This window comes from Bradyrhizobium sp. 482_C4_N1_8, assembly GCF_052075965.1.
Lineage (GTDB): Bacteria > Pseudomonadota > Alphaproteobacteria > Rhizobiales > Xanthobacteraceae > Bradyrhizobium > Bradyrhizobium barranii.
This window is the reverse complement of record NZ_CP197231.1, coordinates 449534-468789: the sequence shown is the minus strand read 5'-3', so window position 1 is coordinate 468789 and position 19256 is coordinate 449534. Positions and strand designations below refer to the sequence as shown.

General features: G+C 65.3%; 17 protein-coding genes. 6 read left to right on the top strand and 11 right to left on the bottom strand.

What is annotated here, in order from left to right; all coding sequences use genetic code 11:
- Window positions 1-145: 145 nt before the first annotated feature.
- The 3 genes from AB7Z56_RS02200 (at window position 146) to AB7Z56_RS02190 (ending at window position 2509) form a co-directional block, all read left to right on the top strand.
- Window positions 146-1369, top strand: a complete 1224-nt coding sequence (locus AB7Z56_RS02200; RefSeq protein ID WP_063980428.1) for a divergent polysaccharide deacetylase family protein — start codon at window positions 146-148, stop codon at window positions 1367-1369.
- 72 nt (window positions 1370-1441) lie between these two features.
- A complete protein-coding gene (locus AB7Z56_RS02195; RefSeq protein WP_063980427.1) occupies window positions 1442-1945 on the top strand; it encodes an RNA pyrophosphohydrolase in 504 nt (167 codons plus the stop codon).
- A gap of 63 nt (window positions 1946-2008) precedes the next feature.
- A complete protein-coding gene (locus tag AB7Z56_RS02190; RefSeq protein WP_063985996.1) occupies window positions 2009-2509 on the top strand; it encodes an RNA pyrophosphohydrolase in 501 nt (166 codons plus the stop codon).
- 136 nt (window positions 2510-2645) lie between these two features.
- On the opposite strand, the gene AB7Z56_RS02185 is transcribed toward AB7Z56_RS02190, so the two are convergent.
- From AB7Z56_RS02185 to AB7Z56_RS02160, 6 genes are all read right to left on the bottom strand, one after another.
- Entirely contained in the window at window positions 2646-4322 is a 1677-nt protein-coding gene (locus AB7Z56_RS02185) for an adenylate/guanylate cyclase domain-containing protein (RefSeq protein ID WP_063980426.1), read from the bottom strand.
- A gap of 149 nt (window positions 4323-4471) precedes the next feature.
- On the bottom strand, window positions 4472-4879 hold the full coding sequence (locus AB7Z56_RS02180; RefSeq protein ID WP_063980425.1) for a F0F1 ATP synthase subunit epsilon: 408 nt from the start codon (window positions 4877-4879) through the stop codon (window positions 4472-4474).
- 96 nt (window positions 4880-4975) lie between these two features.
- Window positions 4976-6418 (bottom strand): F0F1 ATP synthase subunit beta, encoded by a 1443-nt coding sequence (gene atpD, locus AB7Z56_RS02175; RefSeq protein ID WP_063980424.1) that lies wholly within the window; start codon window positions 6416-6418, stop codon window positions 4976-4978.
- 54 nt (window positions 6419-6472) lie between these two features.
- Window positions 6473-7348, bottom strand: a complete 876-nt coding sequence (locus AB7Z56_RS02170) for a F0F1 ATP synthase subunit gamma (protein WP_063980423.1) — start codon at window positions 7346-7348, stop codon at window positions 6473-6475.
- A gap of 141 nt (window positions 7349-7489) precedes the next feature.
- Entirely contained in the window at window positions 7490-9019 is a 1530-nt protein-coding gene (atpA, locus tag AB7Z56_RS02165) for a F0F1 ATP synthase subunit alpha (RefSeq protein ID WP_063980422.1), read from the bottom strand.
- Window positions 9019-9579, bottom strand: coding sequence for a F0F1 ATP synthase subunit delta (locus tag AB7Z56_RS02160; RefSeq protein ID WP_063980421.1), 561 nt, complete (start codon window positions 9577-9579; stop codon window positions 9019-9021). The genes atpA and AB7Z56_RS02160 overlap by 1 nt, the downstream gene beginning before the upstream one ends.
- A gap of 635 nt (window positions 9580-10214) precedes the next feature.
- Between AB7Z56_RS02160 and AB7Z56_RS02155 the strand changes: the two genes are divergently transcribed.
- Window positions 10215-10724, top strand: a complete 510-nt coding sequence (locus AB7Z56_RS02155; RefSeq protein WP_028150468.1) for a septal ring lytic transglycosylase RlpA family protein — start codon at window positions 10215-10217, stop codon at window positions 10722-10724.
- A gap of 227 nt (window positions 10725-10951) precedes the next feature.
- Here AB7Z56_RS02155 and AB7Z56_RS02150 read toward each other — a convergent pair whose 3' ends face one another.
- On the bottom strand, window positions 10952-13162 hold the full coding sequence (locus tag AB7Z56_RS02150) for a primosomal protein N' (RefSeq protein ID WP_063980420.1): 2211 nt from the start codon (window positions 13160-13162) through the stop codon (window positions 10952-10954).
- Window positions 13163-13284: 122 nt separating this feature from the next.
- On the opposite strand from AB7Z56_RS02150, the gene AB7Z56_RS02145 reads away from it, so the two are divergent.
- Window positions 13285-14250: a tyrosine recombinase XerC gene (locus tag AB7Z56_RS02145; RefSeq protein ID WP_063980419.1), complete on the top strand. Its 966-nt coding sequence runs from the start codon at window positions 13285-13287 to the stop codon at window positions 14248-14250.
- Between the two features lie 88 nt (window positions 14251-14338).
- On the top strand, window positions 14339-14926 hold the full coding sequence (locus AB7Z56_RS02140) for a DUF4337 domain-containing protein (protein ID WP_063980418.1): 588 nt from the start codon (window positions 14339-14341) through the stop codon (window positions 14924-14926).
- 177 nt (window positions 14927-15103) lie between these two features.
- Here AB7Z56_RS02140 and AB7Z56_RS02135 read toward each other — a convergent pair whose 3' ends face one another.
- The 4 genes from AB7Z56_RS02135 to odhB are packed head-to-tail and all read right to left on the bottom strand — an operon-like array spanning window position 15104 to window position 19174.
- Entirely contained in the window at window positions 15104-15634 is a 531-nt protein-coding gene (locus AB7Z56_RS02135) for a hypothetical protein (RefSeq protein WP_063980417.1), read from the bottom strand.
- Between the two features lie 35 nt (window positions 15635-15669).
- A complete protein-coding gene (gene lpdA, locus AB7Z56_RS02130; RefSeq protein ID WP_063980416.1) occupies window positions 15670-17070 on the bottom strand; it encodes a dihydrolipoyl dehydrogenase in 1401 nt (466 codons plus the stop codon).
- 38 nt (window positions 17071-17108) lie between these two features.
- The gene (locus AB7Z56_RS02125; RefSeq protein WP_094183824.1) at window positions 17109-17870 is read right to left on the bottom strand and encodes an SDR family oxidoreductase; all 762 of its coding nucleotides are present in this window, start codon (window positions 17868-17870) and stop codon (window positions 17109-17111) included.
- A gap of 56 nt (window positions 17871-17926) precedes the next feature.
- Window positions 17927-19174 carry a 2-oxoglutarate dehydrogenase complex dihydrolipoyllysine-residue succinyltransferase gene (odhB, locus tag AB7Z56_RS02120; protein WP_028150479.1) on the bottom strand — a complete coding sequence of 416 codons (1248 nt, stop codon included), beginning with the start codon at window positions 19172-19174 and terminating at the stop codon, window positions 17927-17929.
- Window positions 19175-19256 lie beyond the last annotated feature (82 nt).

Here is a 19256-nt window from a genome sequence, read left to right as displayed (position 1 = left end):
GTCGGCGCGTCACCTCATCTCTCGAAAAGGGCGGCTCCTGGAGCCGCCCTTTTTGCTTGGGGCTCCTGCTACCCCCGGCCTATCCCGGCCTGACGCCGCTTGACCTCGGCGTGGTATCGTCGGCGGGAGTGATTCGGGATCTCGCATGACTGAAACGGCCGATGATCTGAGCGCCCCGCTCGGACAGGACAAGCCGCGCCGGAAACGGCGGCTGCGGCTGCCGTTCACAGCCATGCAGGCCCTCACGGTCATGCTCGGCCTGTTCCTGGTCGCCTTCGCCGGCTTCGCCATCTTCAACAAGGATCCGCTCGGCGGTGAGCCGATGACGCGGATTGCGATCCGCGAGCCCAGGGCCACCGACGAGAAGCCGGCCGCCGCGAGCCTTGGCCAGGAGAGCAAGCCAGAGAGCAAGCACGAGGCCAAGGAGGCGCCGAAGCAGGCGGGCGAGCAGAAGACCGTCACCATGATCGACGGTTCCACCGGCACGCGCCACGACGTGGTGATCGGTGGCGGCGATGCCGCCGACAAGGGGGACGCGGCAGCCGCCTCCGCCCCTCCGCCCGTCATGGCCGGGATCGACCCAAAACTGCTGGAAAAATCGCGCTACGGCATGATCCCCGTGACGGCCGAGGGCGCGAAGCCGTTCAACGTCTACGCGGCGGATGCCGACCGCGCCAAGGCGGCAAAGATGCCTGTGGTCGCGATCCTGATCGGCGGCCTTGGCGTCGGCGCGGCCAAGACCACCGACGCGATCATGCGGCTGCCGCCGGCGGTGACGCTGGCCTTCACGCCCTATGGCGCCGATCCCGGCAAGCTCGCCGAGCGGGCCCGCGCCCAGCGGCACGAGATCTTCCTCCAGATCCCGATGGAGCCCTACGACTTCCCGGACAACGACCCGGGCCCGCAGACGCTGCTGACCTCGCTCACCACCGACCAGAACATGGACCGCCTGTACTGGCACCTGAGCCGGATGCAGGGCTATGCCGGCCTCACCAATTTCATGGGCGCCCGTTTCGTGGCGACCGACGCCGCGATGCAGCCGATCATCCGCGAGGCGGCCAAGCGCGGCCTCGGCTTCTTCGACGACGGCTCCTCGCCGCGCAGCATCGCGCCCCAGGCCGCGGGCAGCCAGGCGATGCCGTTCGGCAAGGGCGATATCGCGATCGACGTGGTGCCGACCCCGGCGGAGATCGACCGCGCCCTGAACAAGCTCGAATCGATGGCGCGCGAGCGCGGCGTTGCAATCGGCACCGCCTCCGCCCTGCCGGTCTCGATCGAGCGCATCGGCAGCTGGACCAAGACATTGAGCGACCGTGGTATCCTTTTGGTGCCGTTGACAACCGCGATGCTGAAATCAAAATCTAGCTAAATCAACGGATTGGTACGTTACGGGCCCTCGGGACCGGCATACCCACCAAAAGCACGCGAGAGGTCTGGCGGAATGGCACGTTACGAGGATCTGCCCTACCGTACCTGCGTCGGTGTGATGCTGATCAACATGAAGGGTCTGGTGTTCATCGGCCGCCGCGCCGGTGGCATCGAGCATGTCGACGACGCCCATGTCTGGCAGATGCCGCAGGGCGGCGTCGATCCCGGCGAGGACACCTGGGATGCCGCCAAGCGCGAGCTCTATGAGGAGACCAGCGTGCGCTCGGTCGAGCGGCTCGGCGAGGTCCCGGACTGGCTCGTCTACGACATCCCGCGCACGGTTGCCGGGCGCGCCTGGAAGGGCCGCTATCGCGGCCAGCGCCAGAAATGGTTCGCGGTCCGGTTCACCGGCAAGGACAGCGAGATCAATGTCGAAAAGCCCGGCGGCGGCCACAAGGCCGAGTTCGTGAGCTGGCGCTGGGAGCCGATGAAGAACCTGACCGGTTTGATCATCCCGTTCAAGCGCCCGGTCTATGAGCGCGTGGTGAAGGAATTTTCCGCGCTGGCGGATGAATAAATCAAATCGTCATCCCGGGTTCGGTGCTAATGCATCGCCGGAATGACGATGAAAGACGCGCGCGTGACCAATCAAAAACCCTACCGTCCCAACGTGGGGATCGCCCTCTTCAATGCCGATGGCCGCGTGCTGATCGGCCACCGCTTCAAGGGCGACGGCCCCGAGATCATCCTGCCGGGCCTCGACTGGCAGATGCCGCAAGGTGGTGTCGATGAGGGCGAGAACCTGCGCGATGCGGCGCTGCGCGAACTTTGGGAAGAGACCAGCGTCAAGAGTGCGGACTATCTCGGCGAGACAGACTGGCTGACTTACGAGTTCCCGCCCTACGACGGGCCGCAGACGCATCGGCTGGCGAAGTTCCGCGGGCAGCGCCAGAAATGGTTCGCGCTGCGCTTCACCGGCCGCGATGACGAGATCGATCCGCTGACGCCGCGCAACGAACAGCCCGCGGAGTTCGACGCCTGGCGCTGGGAGCGGCTCGACCGCGTCACCGAGTTCGTGGTGCCGTTCCGTCGCGACGTCTACCGCGCGGTCGCGCAGCAGTTTGCGCCCTTCGCAAACTAAAACCGCGAAAACAACCCCATGCACAGTAGCCGGCGATTGCCGGCGCGATGCGCGGTGGTTGTGGCGAAGTTTTTGAAGCGTCAAAGAGAATCGGCCGCGGGGCACAAGCGGCGTGGCGGCCTACGTCCAGCAAGCTCTAATTCGTCGGTCCGACCGTGAACGGGCCGATCGCGATGACGTGGCAATCGCTGTCGCGCTTGGCGCAGTCGGCGAGCGCGGAGTTGACGGCGGTCTGCTCGTCCGCCACCTTCAGGCCGAGGCCCGGCCGGCCCGCGGTTCCGACCGCGACCGCGTTCCAGCCCATGCCATCGGCGAGCTTGCGTACGACCTCGGCCCGCGCGTCGGCGGCGATCGAGGCGTTGGAAGCGGCATGGAAGAAGCCGGTGATCCTGAGCAGGGTCGGGATCGGCACGACGAAATTGTCGTCGACCGCGACGATCAGACAGGCCATGCCGGCGATGGCGCCGCACGATTCCAGCGAACGCCGCGCCGAATCGTCGACGGATGACGCGCCCAGCACCATGAAATATTGACCGCCCGGGCCGAGCGCGATCGCGCGGGATTTCGCCGCCGGCACGAACATGTTCTCGAGCCGGACTTTTGCCGGATCGCGCACCATAGGAAAATCCTTCGGCACGAAGGCCCGCTCGGTCATGGCGTCGTGGCGCACCCAGGGCTGCGGCGGCATCGGCGGCTTGCCGTGCGTGTAGACGACGTCGTTGCCGACCGCATAGAGCTCGCAGCGCCGCGGCGATTGCGCGGCATCGGCGCGCTTCTGGCATTGCTCGAGCGCCATGTTGCGCGCGGCTTCCTCGGTCGGCTGGTTCAACGCCGCGCCTGTGAAGCCGCCGACATTGAGCGCGAAGGCCTTGTAGTCGCCGGAGGCGGAATAGTCGCCAGCCAGATAGTTGCGGATGCGCTCGTTGATGAAGGGCACGCTGTCGGCGGCCAGCTTGCCCGATAGCGGCGCGGCGGATGGTGAGGACGCGGGCATCGGCGCCATCGCAGCGCCGGCTGGGCTCATCGGAGCCATCGGCGCCTTTGCCATCTGGGTCGGCATCGGGCTCGGCGCCACGGCATCTGCCGCTGGCGCTGCGCTTGGCATTGCAGCACTTGGCGTCGCGGCCGGCGCGACTGCGGCGGTGACCGTCTGCTTGAGCTTGGTGTTGTAGAGGAAGCCGGTGACAAGGATGGCGACGACCGAGACGACGGCGACCACCAGCGGCCACATCCAGACGGGTGCCGCGGCCAGCTTGGAGGCGGGCTTCTTCAGTTTCGGCGTGGCGTAAGTGCCGTCCTCGCGCCGCATCGCCACCATGTAGGCATGCACCGGCGTCGGGATGTTCTTGATCTCCTGCGCGCCGATGTCGGCGAACTGCACCGACAGCTTGTTGGCGACCTGCTCGTGCACGGCGCGGGAGACGCAAATGCCGCCGACCTCGGCGAGGCCTTCGAGCCGGGCGGCGATATTGACGCCGTCACCGAGCAGATCGCCGTTGCGCTCGACCACGTCACCGATGGTGATGCCGATGCGGAACGACATCTGCCGGCTCGGCGGATAGGCCATGTTGCGGGTTCGCAGGGATTCCTGGATGTCGATCGCGCAACGCACCGCATCGACCGCGCTCGGAAACTCCGCGAGCACGGCGTCACCCGCCGTGTTGAAGATGCGGCCGTTGGCCTTCGCGATGAAGTCGTCGACGACCTCGCGATAGGAGGCGAGACGCCGCAGCGTCTCCTCTTCGTCTTCCGCGACCAGTCTTGAGTAACCGGCAATATCGGCTGCGAAAATCGCTGCGATCTTGCGTTTCATCTGCTGCCAGCCCCGAAACAAATTCGCGGGCGCAGAATGCCGCTATCGGCGGCGCGGTGCAACAAAGTTTCAGCGCCCGCCACTTTCGTGACGAGCGCTGAACCTGTTCAGGAATTTTTAGCTTGAGCCCCGGAGCAGTGCACCGGGGCTTAGTGCATAGCCGTGCTGTTGAGCTGCTGCTGGATGCTCTTGAAGTGGTCGAGCCGCTCGATGGCCTGATCGAGCTCGCCGCCCTCGTGCTCCTTCAGGCCGTCTTCCATCTCGGAGATGGTCGCGGCGAACTGGGCACGGTCGAGTTCGTCGAGCGACGTCGCGACGTCGGCGAGCACGGTGAGGCCCTTTTCGGAGACTTCGGCGAGACCGCCGAGCACGATGATCTTCACGTGCCTGCCGCCCGTGGTCACGGTGAGGATGCCGGGCCGGATCGCAGCCACGACCGGCGCATGTCCCGCCAGCACGCCGAAGTCACCCTCGACGCCGGGGATATCGACCTGATCGACCTGGCCCGAGAATGCGAGCTTTTCCGGCGAGACGAGATCGAAGTGGATGGTGGCCATTGGAAACCTGCGAATGGTGAGTAGCGAACGCGCGAGTGACGAGCAGCGAATGGCGAATAGATTCTACTCGCCACTCCCTATTCGCTATTCGCCAGCTTAGGCGGCTTCCGCCGCCAGCTTCTTGCCCTTCTCGACTGCCTCTTCGATGGTGCCGACCATGTAGAAGGCGGCTTCCGGCAGGTGGTCATACTTGCCTTCGCAGAGGCCGCGGAAGCCCTTGATGGTATCCGCGAGGTCGACGAACTTGCCGGGCGAGCCGGTGAAGATTTCGGCGACGTGGAACGGCTGCGACAGGAAGCGCTCGATCTTGCGGGCGCGGGCCACCGTCAGCTTGTCCTCTTCCGAAAGCTCGTCCATGCCGAGAATGGCGATGATGTCCTGGAGCGACTTGTAGCGCTGCAGCACCTGCTGGACCTGACGCGCGGTGTCGTAGTGCTCCTGACCGACGACGAGCGGCGAGAGCATGCGCGAGGTCGAGTCGAGCGGGTCCACCGCGGGGTAGATGCCCTTTTCCGAGATCGCGCGGTTCAACACCGTGGTCGCGTCCAGATGCGCGAACGAGGTCGCGGGCGCCGGGTCGGTCAAGTCGTCGGCCGGAACGTAGATGGCCTGCACCGAGGTGATCGAGCCCTTCTGCGTGGTGGTGATGCGCTCCTGCAGCGCGCCCATGTCGGTGGCGAGCGTCGGCTGATAACCCACCGCCGAAGGAATACGGCCGAGCAGCGCCGACACTTCCGAGCCGGCCTGGGTGAAGCGGAAGATGTTGTCGACGAAGAACAGCACGTCCTGGCCCTGGTCGCGGAAGTGCTCGGCGACGGTGAGACCGGTGAGGCCGACGCGGGCGCGGGCGCCCGGCGGCTCGTTCATCTGGCCGAACACCAGCGCGCACTTGGATTTCACGCTCGGATCCGGATTGTGCGGATCGGCGTTGACCTTGGACTCGATGAACTCGTGATAGAGGTCGTTGCCTTCGCGGGTACGCTCGCCGACGCCGGCGAACACGGAGTAACCACCGTGCGCCTTCGCGACGTTGTTGATCAGCTCCTGAATCAGCACGGTCTTGCCGACGCCGGCGCCGCCGAACAGGCCGATCTTGCCGCCCTTCGCATACGGAGCAAGAAGATCGACGACCTTGATGCCGGTGACGAGAATTTCAGCTTCGGTCGACTGGTCGGTGTAGCTCGGCGCTTCCTGGTGGATGGCGCGGAGACCTTCGGACTTGATCGGGCCGGCTTCGTCGATCGGCTCGCCGATGACGTTCATGATGCGGCCGAGCGTGCCGTCACCCACCGGAACCGCGATCGGCTGGCCGGTGTCGGTCACTTCCTGGCCGCGCACCAGACCTTCGGTCACGTCCATCGCGATCGTGCGGACGGTGGACTCACCGAGATGCTGCGCAACTTCCAGCACGAGGCGGATGTTGCCGTTCCGGGTTTCCAGCGAATTGAGAATGGCGGGCAGGTGGCCCTCGAACTGCACGTCGACGACGGCGCCCATGACCTGGGTGACGCGACCGACCTGGTTAGCTGCTGTAGCCATGAATAGCTCTCCTTCGAAATTCTGGACTTGAACGACCGTCGTTTGGTTCGTGCGTCAGACCGCCTCGGCGCCGGAGATGATCTCGATCAGCTCCTTGGTGATCTGGGCTTGACGGGTTCGGTTGTAGATCTGGGTTTGCTTGCGGATCATTTCGCCGGCATTGCGGGTGGCGTTGTCCATCGAACTCATCTGCGCGCCATAGAACGAAGCGTTGTTTTCCAGCAGCGCGCGGAAGATCTGCACCGCGATGTTGCGCGGCAACAGGCCGGACAGCAGTTCGTCCTCCTCCGGCTCGTAATCGTAGGACGTCGTCGGCGCGTTCGCCGCCTTTTCCTCGACGACCAGCGGGATGATCTGCTGCGCGGTCGGGATCTGGGCGATCACCGACTTGAACTGCGCGTAGAACAGCGTGCAGACGTCGAACTCACCGTTGTCGAAACGGGCCAGCACCTTCTTGGCGATGTCCTCGGCGTTGACGAAGCCGAGCTGACGAACGCTACGCAGGTCGAGGTGCTCGACGATCTGCTTGTCGAACAGGCGGCGGAGCTGCTCATAGCCCTTGCGGCCGACACAGAAGAATTTCACTTCCTTGCCCTGCGCGATCAGCGCCTGGGCGCGCTCGCGGGCGAGGCGCACGATCGAGGAGTTGAAGGCGCCGGACAGACCGCGCTCGCCGGTGCAGACCAGCAGCAGGTGGACCTGGTCCCTGCCGGTGCCGGCCAGCAGCGCCGGCGCGCCGGGCGAACCCGCAGCGGCGCTGGCGATGTTGGAGATCACCGCGCTCATCTTGTCGGCATAGGGCCGCGCCGCCTCGGCCGCTTGCTGGGCACGGCGCAACCTCGACGCCGCGACCATCTGCATCGCCTTGGTGATCTTCTGCGTCGCCTTGGTGGAGGCGATGCGGACGCGCATGTCTTTAAGTGACGCCATTCTTCGTCCCCGACGATCCGACCCTTTGGCCTGATCGCAAACCTATCCAGTCGTCATGCCCGGGCTCGCCCCGGGCATCCACGCGGTGCCTCACACGCCGTTAGACGTGGATGGCCGGGACAAGCCCGGCCATGACGGCATTTACGCGAAGCTCTTCGCGAAGCCTTCGACCACCGACTTCAGCTTGGCGGCGGTGTCGTCGGAGAGATCGCGGCTGTCGCGGATCGCGTTGAGGATCTCGGCGTTCTTGCCGCGCAGCAGCGACAGCAGACCGTCCTCGAACGCGCGCACCTTGTTGAGCGGGAGCGGATCGAGATAGCCGTTGGTGCCGGCCCAGATCACGCAGACCTGCTCTTCCATCTTCAGCGGCGCGAACTGCGGCTGCTTGAGCAGCTCGGTCAGGCGCGAACCGCGGTTGAGCAGGCGCTGGGTCGAGGCGTCGAGATCGGAGCCGAACTGCGCGAACGCCGCCATTTCGCGGTACTGCGCGAGCTCGCCCTTGATCTTGCCGGCGACCTTCTTGGTGGCCTTGGTCTGCGCGGACGAACCGACGCGCGACACCGACAGACCGACGTTCACCGCGGGACGGATGCCCTGGAAGAACAGGTCGGTTTCCAGGAAGATCTGGCCGTCGGTGATCGAGATGACGTTGGTCGGAATGTAGGCCGACACGTCGTTGGCCTGGGTTTCGATGACCGGCAGCGCCGTCAGCGAGCCCGAGCCCTGGTCCTTGTTCAGCTTCGCCGCGCGCTCGAGCAGGCGGGAGTGCAGATAGAACACGTCGCCCGGATAGGCTTCGCGGCCCGGCGGGCGGCGCAGCAGCAGCGACATCTGACGGTAGGCGACGGCCTGCTTGGACAGATCGTCATAGATGATGACGGCGTGCATGCCGTTATCGCGGAAGTACTCGCCCATGGTGCAGCCGGTGAACGGCGCGATGTACTGCATCGGAGCCGGATCCGAAGCGGTGGCGGCGACGATGATCGAGTATTCGAGCGCGCCCTGCTCTTCCAGCACCTTCACGAACTGGGCGACGGTCGAACGCTTCTGGCCGATCGCGACGTAGACGCAATACAGCTTGATGTTCTCGTCCGGCTGCGCGTTGAGCGGCTTCTGGTTCAGGATGGTGTCGAGCGCGATCGCGGTCTTGCCGGTCTGACGGTCGCCGATGATCAGCTCGCGCTGGCCACGGCCGATCGGGATCAGGGCGTCGATCGCCTTGAGGCCGGTCGCCATCGGCTCGCTCACCGACTTGCGCGGAATGATGCCGGGCGCCTTGACGTCGACGCGCATGCGCTTGTCGGCCTGGATCGGGCCCTTGCCGTCGATCGGGTTGCCGAGCGCGTCGACGACGCGGCCGAGCAGGCCCTTGCCGACCGGCGCGTCCACGATGGCGCGGGTGCGCTTGACGGTCTGGCCTTCCTTGATCTCGCGGTCGGCGCCGAAAATAACGATACCGACGTTGTCGGTTTCGAGGTTCAGCGCCATGCCGCGGGTGCCGTTCTCGAATTCGACCATTTCGCCGGCCTGGACGTTGTCCAGACCATAGACGCGGGCAATACCGTCGCCGACGGACAGCACCTGTCCGACTTCGGAGACTTCAGCTTCCTGGCCGAAATTCTTGATCTGGTCCTTCAGGATCGCGGAAATTTCCGCGGCGCGGATGTCCATCAGCCTGCCTCTTTCATCGCGTGCTTGATCGAATTGAGTTTGGTGCGAAGCGAACTATCGATCATGCGGCTGCCAAGCTTGACCACGAGGCCACCGATGATCGAGGGATCGACCTTCACGTTGAGCGCGACGTCCTTGCCGGTCACCGACTTCAGGGCAACCTTGAGGGCGTCGAGATTCTTGTCCGAAAGCGCCTCCGCCACGGTGACGTCGGCCGTCGTCTCGCCCTTGAACCTGGCGACGAGGGCGCGATAGGCGCGAATGACGTCAGCCACCGCGAACAGGCGGCGGTTGGCGGTCAGGACTTTCAGGAAATTGGCGGAGATGCCGGCGATGCCCGCCTTGTCCAGAACGGCCGAGAGGGCCCTGGACTGGGTATCGGCCGCAAACACCGGGCTGCGGACGAGGCGCGTCAGATCGGCGCTTTCGCTCAGCAAGCCCTCGAATTTATCGAGATCGGCTTTGACCTCGTCGACCACATTCTGGTCGCGGGCCAGTTCAAACAAGGCCGTTGCATAACGGCCGGACACACCGGAAACGGACGTATCTTCTGCAGCCACAGACGCGCTCTTTTTGCTGTCAAACTCGCAAGGGAAAAACCGTCGCCACAAAGCGGCGCCAAGCGATCCAAGCCCTTGGAATTCAAGCGGGACTTCGATTTTCGGCCGACACGGGAGGTGCCGGGTCCGTTAAAATCGCGGCTTTGCTAACATAGCAGGCGCGCACGTGCAACATGACGCCAAATTAAAGGCACGACCTTCTGTCGCCAGTTCGTCGCAGCCGACGGCACCGCGACAGCGGCCTGCCACGTCGCGGAATGACGCGCCCCCTCGGCGGCATCGCGGCCATTCGTTCCTGCCCTCAGCGCATAGCGGCCATGAACACGAATCGCTGAGGCGTGAGTCGGACGTGACGAGCGGCCTCCCCTGAATACTTTCCTAATTCTAAACATGAAGTATAATGACCTCGTTTTACAGTATTAATGAGTAATAAAATAGTTAAATAATTGTTAAAGCGAAAGATTCCAGAACATCGGCTGCAACATTGATGCCAATCACAGAATATTTCATGACGACACAGAACGGATTTACTGCCCAATTCACGCCTCATTAGGAATCGAAACGCGATCCCGCTCACAGACTTACGGGGGCTCCACTTGCCACATATGTGGCAATACTAGATTAGGGACCACTAAATGCTGTCTTTGAAGACGCTGGGCTCCGTGCCCCGGCCGCGCACGGCGATCGCTTTCGTTGCCGCCACTCTCCTCGTCGGTGGAACCGCCACCGAAGCTTCTGCCAAATCCCGGCATCACCACCGGTACTCTCACCATCATCACCGCCACCACGCCCAGAGCGATGCCAACACGACCTCCGATTGGCGCAACGCCAACGCGTCGATGACGCCGTCGTCGGGCACGGGCCGCAGCTTCTCCGGCATGGCCTCCTATTATGGCAACGAATCCGGCAGCCGGACTGCATCGGGCCAGCGCTTCAACCAGAACGCCATGACCGCAGCGCACCGTTCGCTGCCGTTCGGCACCAAGCTGCGCGTCACCCATGGCGGTTCGAGCGTCATCGTCACCATCAATGACCGTGGCCCGTTCATTCGCGGCCGCGTCCTCGACCTCTCCACGGGCGCTGCCCGCGCCATCGGCCTCACCGGCGCCGGCGTCGGCCGCGTCACCGCGGAAGTCGTCTCCTAAGGCGCCACCAGCGCCTCACCGACAAAGCGCAAATCTCGCCATCGTCCGCGGACGTGTGAGCGGCGAGACCAGTTCGGGCGAAACAAGCCCGCCGTCTTGGGGGACGGCGGGCTTTTTGATTCTTTCGTCATTGCGAGGAGCGCAGCGACGAAGCAATCCAGACTGCCTCCGCGGAGGGATTCTGGATTGCTTCGCTGCGCTCGCAATGACGGGGATGGATCGCAGCCTTACAAAAAGCTCTGCGGGTCGACGTCGACCTCGAGCTTTTGGTTGCCCTTCGGCTTCGGACACACCGCCAGCCAGTTGCGCAAATAGTCCGACAGATCGAAACCACGCGCCGATTTCACCAGGATGCGGAAACGGTAGCGACCCTTGATCACGGCGAGCGGGGCCTCCGCCGGTCCCAGCACCACGACGCGCTCGTCGCGCGGTGCGAGCGCAACGAGGCGGCGACCCAAACCTTCGGCGCTCGGGCGGTCGCCGGCCGAAATGATCAGGCTCGCGAGCCGGCCGAACGGCGGATAGAGCGTGCGCTCGCGCAGATCGATCTCGCTGTCGTAGAAGGCCTCGCGGTCGCAGGCGATCAGCGCCTTCATCACGGGATGATCGGGCTGGTGGGTCTGGAGATAGCCGACGCCGCGGCCCTGCTCGCGCCCGGCACGGCCGATCACCTGGTTGAGCAGCTGCCAGGTGCGTTCCGACGCGCGCGGATCGCCGTTGGACAGGCCCAGATCCGCGTCGACCACGCCGACGAGATTGAGCCGTGGAAAGTTGTGGCCCTTGGCGACGAGCTGCGTGCCGATGATGATGTCGACGCGGCCCTCCGCGATCTCGGTAAGCTCGGAGCGCATTGTCTCGATCGAGGTGATGAGATCGCTCGACAGCACCATGGTGCGCGCGTCGGGGAACAGCGCGGCCGCCTCTTCCTGCAAGCGTTCGACGCCCGGTCCGACCGCGACCAGCGATTCCTCCGCCGCGCAATGCGGGCAGGTCTGCGGGCGCGGCATCGAGAAGCCGCAATGGTGGCAGACCAGCCGCTGGCGAAAGCGGTGATCGACCAGCCAGGCATCGCAGATGGTGCAGGCGAAGCGATGGCCGCAGGCACGGCACAAGGTCAGCGGCGCATAGCCGCGGCGATTGAGGAACAGCAGCGCCTGCTCGCGCTTTTCGACCGCTTTTCTGATCTCGGAAGCCAGCCGCGGCGAGATATAGCGGCCGCGCGCGGGCGGCTCGCGGCGCATGTCGATCGCCTCGATATGCGGCATGTGCTGGCCGCCGAAGCGCGAGGGCAGCGCGATGCGCTGATAGCGGCTCTTGCGCGCATTGACCTCGGATTCGACCGACGGCGTGGCGGAGGCCAGCACGATCGGGATCTTGGCGATATGCGCGCGGACCACCGCCATGTCGCGGGCGTGATAATGCACGCCCTCGTCCTGCTTGTAGGCCTGGTCGTGCTCTTCATCGACCACGATGAGGCCGAGATTGGCGTACGGCAGAAACAGCGCCGAGCGCGCGCCGACCACGACCGGCGCACTGCCATCGGAGATCGCGGCCCAGTTGCGTGCGCGGGTGCGCGGCGTCAGCTCGGAGTGCCATTCGATCGGACGCACGCCAAAGCGCTGCGCGAAGCGGTCGAGGAACTGGCCGGTCAGCGCGATCTCCGGCATCAGGATCAGAGTCTGCTTGCCGCGGCGGATGGTCTCTGCAATCGCCTCGAAATAGACCTCGGTTTTGCCGGAGCCGGTGACGCCGTCGAGCAGCGCAACGTGAAAGGTGCCGTTGGCGGCGAGCGCGCGCATTGCATCCACCCCGGCGCGCTGGAGCGGTGAAAAATCCGGCTGGCCAAAATCCGGATCGGGTGCCGGCGGCGGCGGAGGCGGCGGCATCGGCTCGACCGTGAGCGTGCCTTCGTCGACGAGGCCGTCGATCACGCCGGCCGAGACCCCTGCTTCCTTGGCGGCCTCGGACTTGCCGTGCAGCAGGCGATCCGACAGCAGCTCGATCACGCGCTGCCGCGCCGGCGTCAGCCGTCGCGGCGGATCGCCGACCAGGCGCACACCGGCGCGCACCCGCTCCGGGCCGAGATTCTCGCCCATGCGCAGGCACATCCGCAGCACCATGCCGCGCGGGCTCAGCGTGTAATTGGCGACCCAGTCGACGACCGAGCGCAGCTCAGGCTTCAGCGGAGGAAGATCGAGCTTTTCGCTGACCTCCTTGAGCCGGTTGTGCAGGCGCGGGTCGGGATTGGCGTTCTCCGCCCAGACCACGGCCAGCACCTCGCGCGGGCCGAGCGGCACGCCGACGAGATCGCCCGCCTTCAGCTCCATCCCCCGCGGCACCTTGTAGGAATAGGTCTGGTCGAGCGCGACCGGCACCAGCACGTCGACCATGCGGGTCGCGTTGGCGGGGGTGGTCGTGCTGCGCGACGAATGATCCATCAAAGATCTTTGGAGGGAGAATCGGAACCTTGGGCCTTGAGGCTAGCGCCCAGGGGCGGCCTTAGCGAACAGTAAACGGGTGTGATGCGATATACTGAGTGGAATCATTACGTCCAGAGCGCATGAGCAAAGCGGCCGCCCCCCCAATCGAGCTCGCCAGCGCCGATCCCTCGATCGCGCAGGAGATGACGCGCTGGCTGTCGCATCTTGGCGCCGAGCGGCGGCTGTCGCCGAAGACGCTGGAGGCCTATGGCCGCGACCTGCGGCAATGCCTGGATTTCCTTTGCGCCCATTGGGGCGAGCGCGTGACGCTGGCGCGCTTTGCCGCGCTGGAAGCCACCGACATCCGCGCCTTCATGGCGATGCGCCGCGCCGACGACATTGCCGGCCGCTCGCTGATGCGCGCGCTGGCGGGCTTGCGCTCGTTCGGCCGTTTCCTCGAACGCGAAGGCAAGGGCAAGGTCGGCGCACTCTCGGCTATCCGCGCGCCCAAGGTGGCCAAGACTTTGCCGAAGCCGCTGCCGATGGCATCCGCAAAACGTCTCGCCGATGCCGACGAGCGCGCCGGCGAGGAACGCGAGACGTGGGTTCTGGCCCGCGACGCCGCGGTGATGGCGCTCTTGTATGGCTCGGGCCTGCGCATCTCCGAAGCGCTGGGGTTGAAGCGCCGCGAGGTGCCGCGTCCCGGCGAAGGCGACGTGCTGATCGTGACAGGCAAAGGCAACAAGACCCGCATGGTGCCGGTGCTGCAGAACGTGCTCGCGCTCGTGCAGGAATACGTTGCGATGTGCCCCTATCCGCTGCCGGCGGAAGGCCCGATCTTCCTCGGCGCGCGCGGCGGGCCCTTGAGCCCGCGCATCATCCAGCTCGCGATGGAGCGGCTGCGCGGCGCGCTCGGCCTGCCCGACAGCGCGACGCCTCACGCGCTCCGGCATTCCTTCGCGACGCATCTGCTGTCGCGTGGCGGCGACCTGCGCGCGATCCAGGAGCTGTTGGGTCACTCCTCGCTCTCGACCACGCAGATCTACACCGGCATCGATTCGGAGCGGCTGCTCGAAGTCTATGCGAGCGCCCATCCGCGGCGATGAACCTGACATGAAGCTGTCATAGCGCGCGTGCCTCTTGCGCGGCGCCCGCGGTTCGGTCAATCGTGGGGAACCGCGACTGGAGGGAATCATGAGCGCACACGAAAGCATGGAGCATGCCGAACACGCCGAGCACGCGTCCGGATCGAACAAGAAGATCGCTCTTCTGATCGCCGTGCTGGCGCTGTTCCTGGCGATCTCCGAGACGCTCGGCAAGGGCGCCCAGACTGAATCGATCAGCAAGAACGTCGAGTCCGCCAATCTCTGGGCGTTCTTCCAGGCCAAGACCATCCGCCGCACCGTGGTGCTGACCGCATCCGAGCAGGGCAAGCTCACGCTCGCCGCCGCCGACGAGGCTCAGAAGCCGGCGGTGCAGAAGCAGGTCGACGACTGGACCAAGACCGCGCAGCGCTATCGCTCAGAGCCCGAGACCGGCGAAGGCACCGAGCAGCTCGCCGAGAAGGCCAAGCACGCCGAGCACGAGCGCGACGAGGCGACCGCGAAATATCATCACTTCGAGCTGGCCTCCGCCGCCTTCCAGATCGGCATCGTTCTGGCCTCGGCCACCATCATCACCGGCATGATCGCGCTCGCTTATGTCGCCGGCGTCCTGACCCTGGCCGGCCTCCTCATGACCGCGCTCGGCCTGTGGTGGCCGCATCTGGTGCATTTGCATTAGCGGCGTTGAGGCGCGCGCAGCCGTCACATCTTGGGTGTCATGCCCCGCGAAAGCGGGGCATCCAGTACGCCGCAGCTTCTCGGTTCTAGCCTTACCGTCGCTGGAATACTGGATTGCCCGCCTTCGCGGGCTATGACACCGAGTATGTGACGATGACAGTGTGTATGTCGCGAGCAGCTAGCGCGCCTGGTGCACGCTCTTGCGAAAGCGCTGGATCAGGCGGAGCGTACGGGCGGACCAGCCTTCGCCGTTGCCGGCGATCAGCTCGCGGATGCGCTGCTTGATCGGGTCGACCAGCTCGGCGGCCTTGGCGCGCAGCTTCATCACGAGATCGTAGAGCCGCTCGAACCAGTGCATCTCCATCAGCTTGTCGCGCGTCACGTCGAACACGAAGGCGGTGACGCCGACGCCGAGCAGCTTTGCGAACAGAAACGTGGATACGCCGCTCAGCCAGTATTCATGCGTGAGCAGATACAGGCCCATCAGCTTGAGCGGAAACAGCGGGATGATCGGCACCGCGAACACGATCAGTGTCATGGCCGGCGGCAGCGCATCGACGCGCTCCGTCAGCCATTGCTTGAAGCGTGCGAGCGGGATGGCTGCGACAACCCGCGCGACGATCGGCTCGAGATGGTCCCACAGCCAGGCTTCGATCAGGAAGATGATCGCCAGCAGGACCCAGACCGGTTGAAGTAGGCGGCGCAGCATGTGTTTCCCGCCCGATTCGACGCTAGGCGCGTCGCCTACATATGGATGGCCCGCTTGCCCACCGCAAGCGCGGCTTCCTTGATGGCCTCTGAACGGGTCGGATGCGCGTGGCAGGTGCGCGCAAGATCTTCCGCGCTGCCGCCAAACTCCATGAGAACGCAGGCCTCATGGATCATTTCGCCGGCTTCACGGCCGATAATGTGCACGCCGAGCACGCGATCGGTCTTCGCATCTGCGAGAATCTTCACGAAGCCGTCGGTGGTCTGGTTGACCTTGGAGCGGCCGTTGGCGGTAAAGGGAAACTTCCCAACGGTATACGCTTGACCCGCCTGCTTCAGCTCCTCCTCGGTCTTGCCGACGGAGGACACTTCTGGCGTGGTATACACGACGCCTGGGATAACGTCGTAGTTCACGTGGCCGGCCTGCCCTGCGATGATCTCCGCAACGGCTACGCCTTCATCCTCGGCCTTGTGCGCGAGCATCGGGCCCGCGACGACGTCGCCGATGGCATAGACGCCCTTCACGCTGGTCGCGAAATGCGGATCGATCTGCACGCGGCCGCGATTGTCCAGCGCCACGCCGGCTTCCTTCAGGCCGAGCCCATCCGTGTACGGCACGCGACCGATGCAGACGAGAACGACGTCGGCTTCCAGCGTCTCGGCAGCGCCGCCGGCCGCAGGCTCGATGGTCGCCTTCAGCGACTTGCCGGAGGTGTCGACGGCGGTGACCTTGGCGCCGAGCTTGAATGCAAAGCCCTGCTTCTCCAGGATGCGCTGGAATTGCTTGGCGATCTCGCCATCCATGCCGGGCAGGATGCGATCGAGGAATTCGACGACGACGACTTCAGCGCCGAGCCGCTTCCACACCGAGCCGAGTTCGAGGCCGATCACGCCGGCGCCGACGATCAAGAGCTTGCCGGGGACCTTGTCCAGCGACAGCGCGCCGGTGGACGACACGATGCGCTTCTCGTCGATCTCGATGCCCTTGAGGCGCGCGATGTCGGAGCCGGTCGCGATGACGATGTTCTTGGTCTCGACCACTTGCGACTTGCCGTCGGCGGACACTTCCACCTTGCCGGTGCCCAGGATCTTGCCGGTGCCCTTGAGCACGTCGATCTTGTTCTTCTTCATCAGGAACTCGACACCCTTGACGTTGCCGTCGATGCCCTGCTGCTTGAAGTTCATCATCGCCGGAAGCTCGAGCTTCGGCGCGGAAACGGAAACGCCCATCTTGGCGAAGGAGTGCGCGGCTTCCTCGAACATTTCGGACGCGTGCAGCAGCGCCTTCGACGGCATGCAGCCGACGTTCAGGCAGGTGCCGCCGAGCGTGGCGTCCTTTTCGACCACGGCGACTTTCATGCCGAGCTGGGCCGCGCGCACCGCGCAGACATAACCGCCAGGTCCGGTGCCGATGACGACGAGATCGTAGGTAGCCATGAGAGAAAGTCCCGTAAGTTTAGCGTGATGAGGATGTGTCAGCGTCCGCCGGACACATCGAGAATGGCCGAGGTGACGTAGGAGGCTTCGTCCGACATCAGCCAGACGATGGCGTTGGCGATTTCGTCGGCGGTACCGACGCGCTTCATCGGCACCATATGGGCCAGACGATGGGCGCGATCGGGCTCGCCGCCGGCGGCGTGGATTTCGGTGTCGATCAGGCCGGGGCGGATGCCCGCGACACGAATGCCTTCGCCTGCGACCTCATAGCCGAGACCGACGGTGAAGGAATCGATCGCGCCCTTGGACGCGGCATAGTCGACATAGGTATTCGGCGCACCAAGTCTGGCAGCGACCGATGACAGATTGACGATGACGCCGCCCTGGCCGCCGTGCTTGGTCGACATCCGCTTCACCGCTTCGCGCGCGCAGAGGATGGAGCCGGTGACGTTGACGGCCATCACGCGCCGGATGCGCTCCGCCGACATCTCGTCGACGCGCACGCCGCTCTGGCCGACGATGCCGCCATTGTTGACGAGTGCACCGAGCGTGCCGAACTTGTCGGCAGCCTTGAACAGCTCGATGATGTCGCTTTCCTCGGCGACATCGCATTTCACCGCGATGGCCTTGCCGTTGCTGGCCGCGATCTGGGCGACCACCTCGTCAGCAGCCGTTTTGTTGCTGGCGTAGCCGACGACGACACGGAAGCCGCGCGCGGCCGCCGCAATCGCGGTCGCCCGCCCGATGCCGCGGCTGCCGCCGGTGATGACAACGACTTTATCCGTCACGCGCGCCTCCATGGTTCGACCCGCGCCGTCGCACGATTAAGGCGACGGCGCTCGCAGAGCTTCAGGGATCAGAGATCGAGCACCAGGCGCGCCGGATCTTCCAGGCTCTCCTTGACGCGGACCAGGAAGGTGACGGCTTCCTTACCGTCGATGACGCGGTGATCGTAGGACAGTGCCAGGTACATCATCGGGCGGACCTCGATCTTGCCGGCGACGACCATCGGCCGCTCCTGGATCTTGTGCATGCCGAGGATGCCGGACTGCGGCGCGTTCAGGATCGGGGTCGACATCAACGAGCCGTAGATGCCGCCATTGGTGATGGTGAAGGTGCCGCCCTGCATCTCGTCGATCTTGAGCTGGCCGTCACGGGCGCGGCGACCGAAATCGGCGATGCCCTTCTCGATGTCGGCGATCGACTTGTTGTCGCAGTCGCGCACGACCGGCACGACCAGACCCTTGTCGGTGCCGACGGCGACGCCGATGTGGTAGTAGTTCTTGTAGATCAGATCGGTGCCGTCGATCTCGGCGTTGACCGCCGGGATGTCCTTCAGCGCCTGCACGACGGCCTTGGTGAAGAAGCCCATGAAGCCGAGCTTCGAGCCGTGCTTCTTCTCGAACGCATCCTTGTAGTGGGCGCGTAGCGCCATCACGTTGGTCATGTCGACCTCGTTGAAGGTCGTCAGCATGGCCGCGGTGTTCTGCACGTCCTTGAGGCGGCGCGCGATGGTCTGGCGCAGACGGGTCATCTTGACGCGCTCTTCGCGGGCGGCGTCATCGGCGGGCGACGGCGCGCGGACCTGGACGGCGGCGGCGGGCTGGTTGACCGGGGTCGGCGCGGAGGCCGCACGCTCGATCGCGGCGAGCATGTCGCCCTTGGTGACGCGGCCGTCCTTGCCGGAGCCCGGAACGGTCGAAGCGTCGATGCCGGTCTCGGCCGAGAGCTTTCGCACGGACGGGGCGAGCGGGGCGTCGGCCGGCGGCGCTTTCGCGGCCGGAGCCGGCGCAGGAGCAGCAGCCACGGCGGCCGGAGCAGCAGCGGCGGCGGGCTTCGCGGGAGCAGCGGCGGGCTTCGCAGCGCCGGCACCGTCGGTGATCTGGCCGAGCAGCGCACCGACCGCAACGGTTGCGCCATCGGCAGCGACGATCTCGCTCAGCGTGCCGGCGGAGGGCGCCGGGACTTCGATGGTGACCTTGTCGGTCTCGAGCTCCACCAAGGGCTCGTCGACGGCGACGGGATCGCCGGCCTTCTTGAACCAGCGGCCGATGGTGGCCTCGGTGACGGATTCGCCGAGCGTCGGCACACGAATTTCAGTCATGGTCTTTTCCTTAAGGGATCGCCGGTGCGGTCAAAAATTCGGTCGTCATCGGCCCGCGAAAGGCAAGCCATCCAGCAAGCCG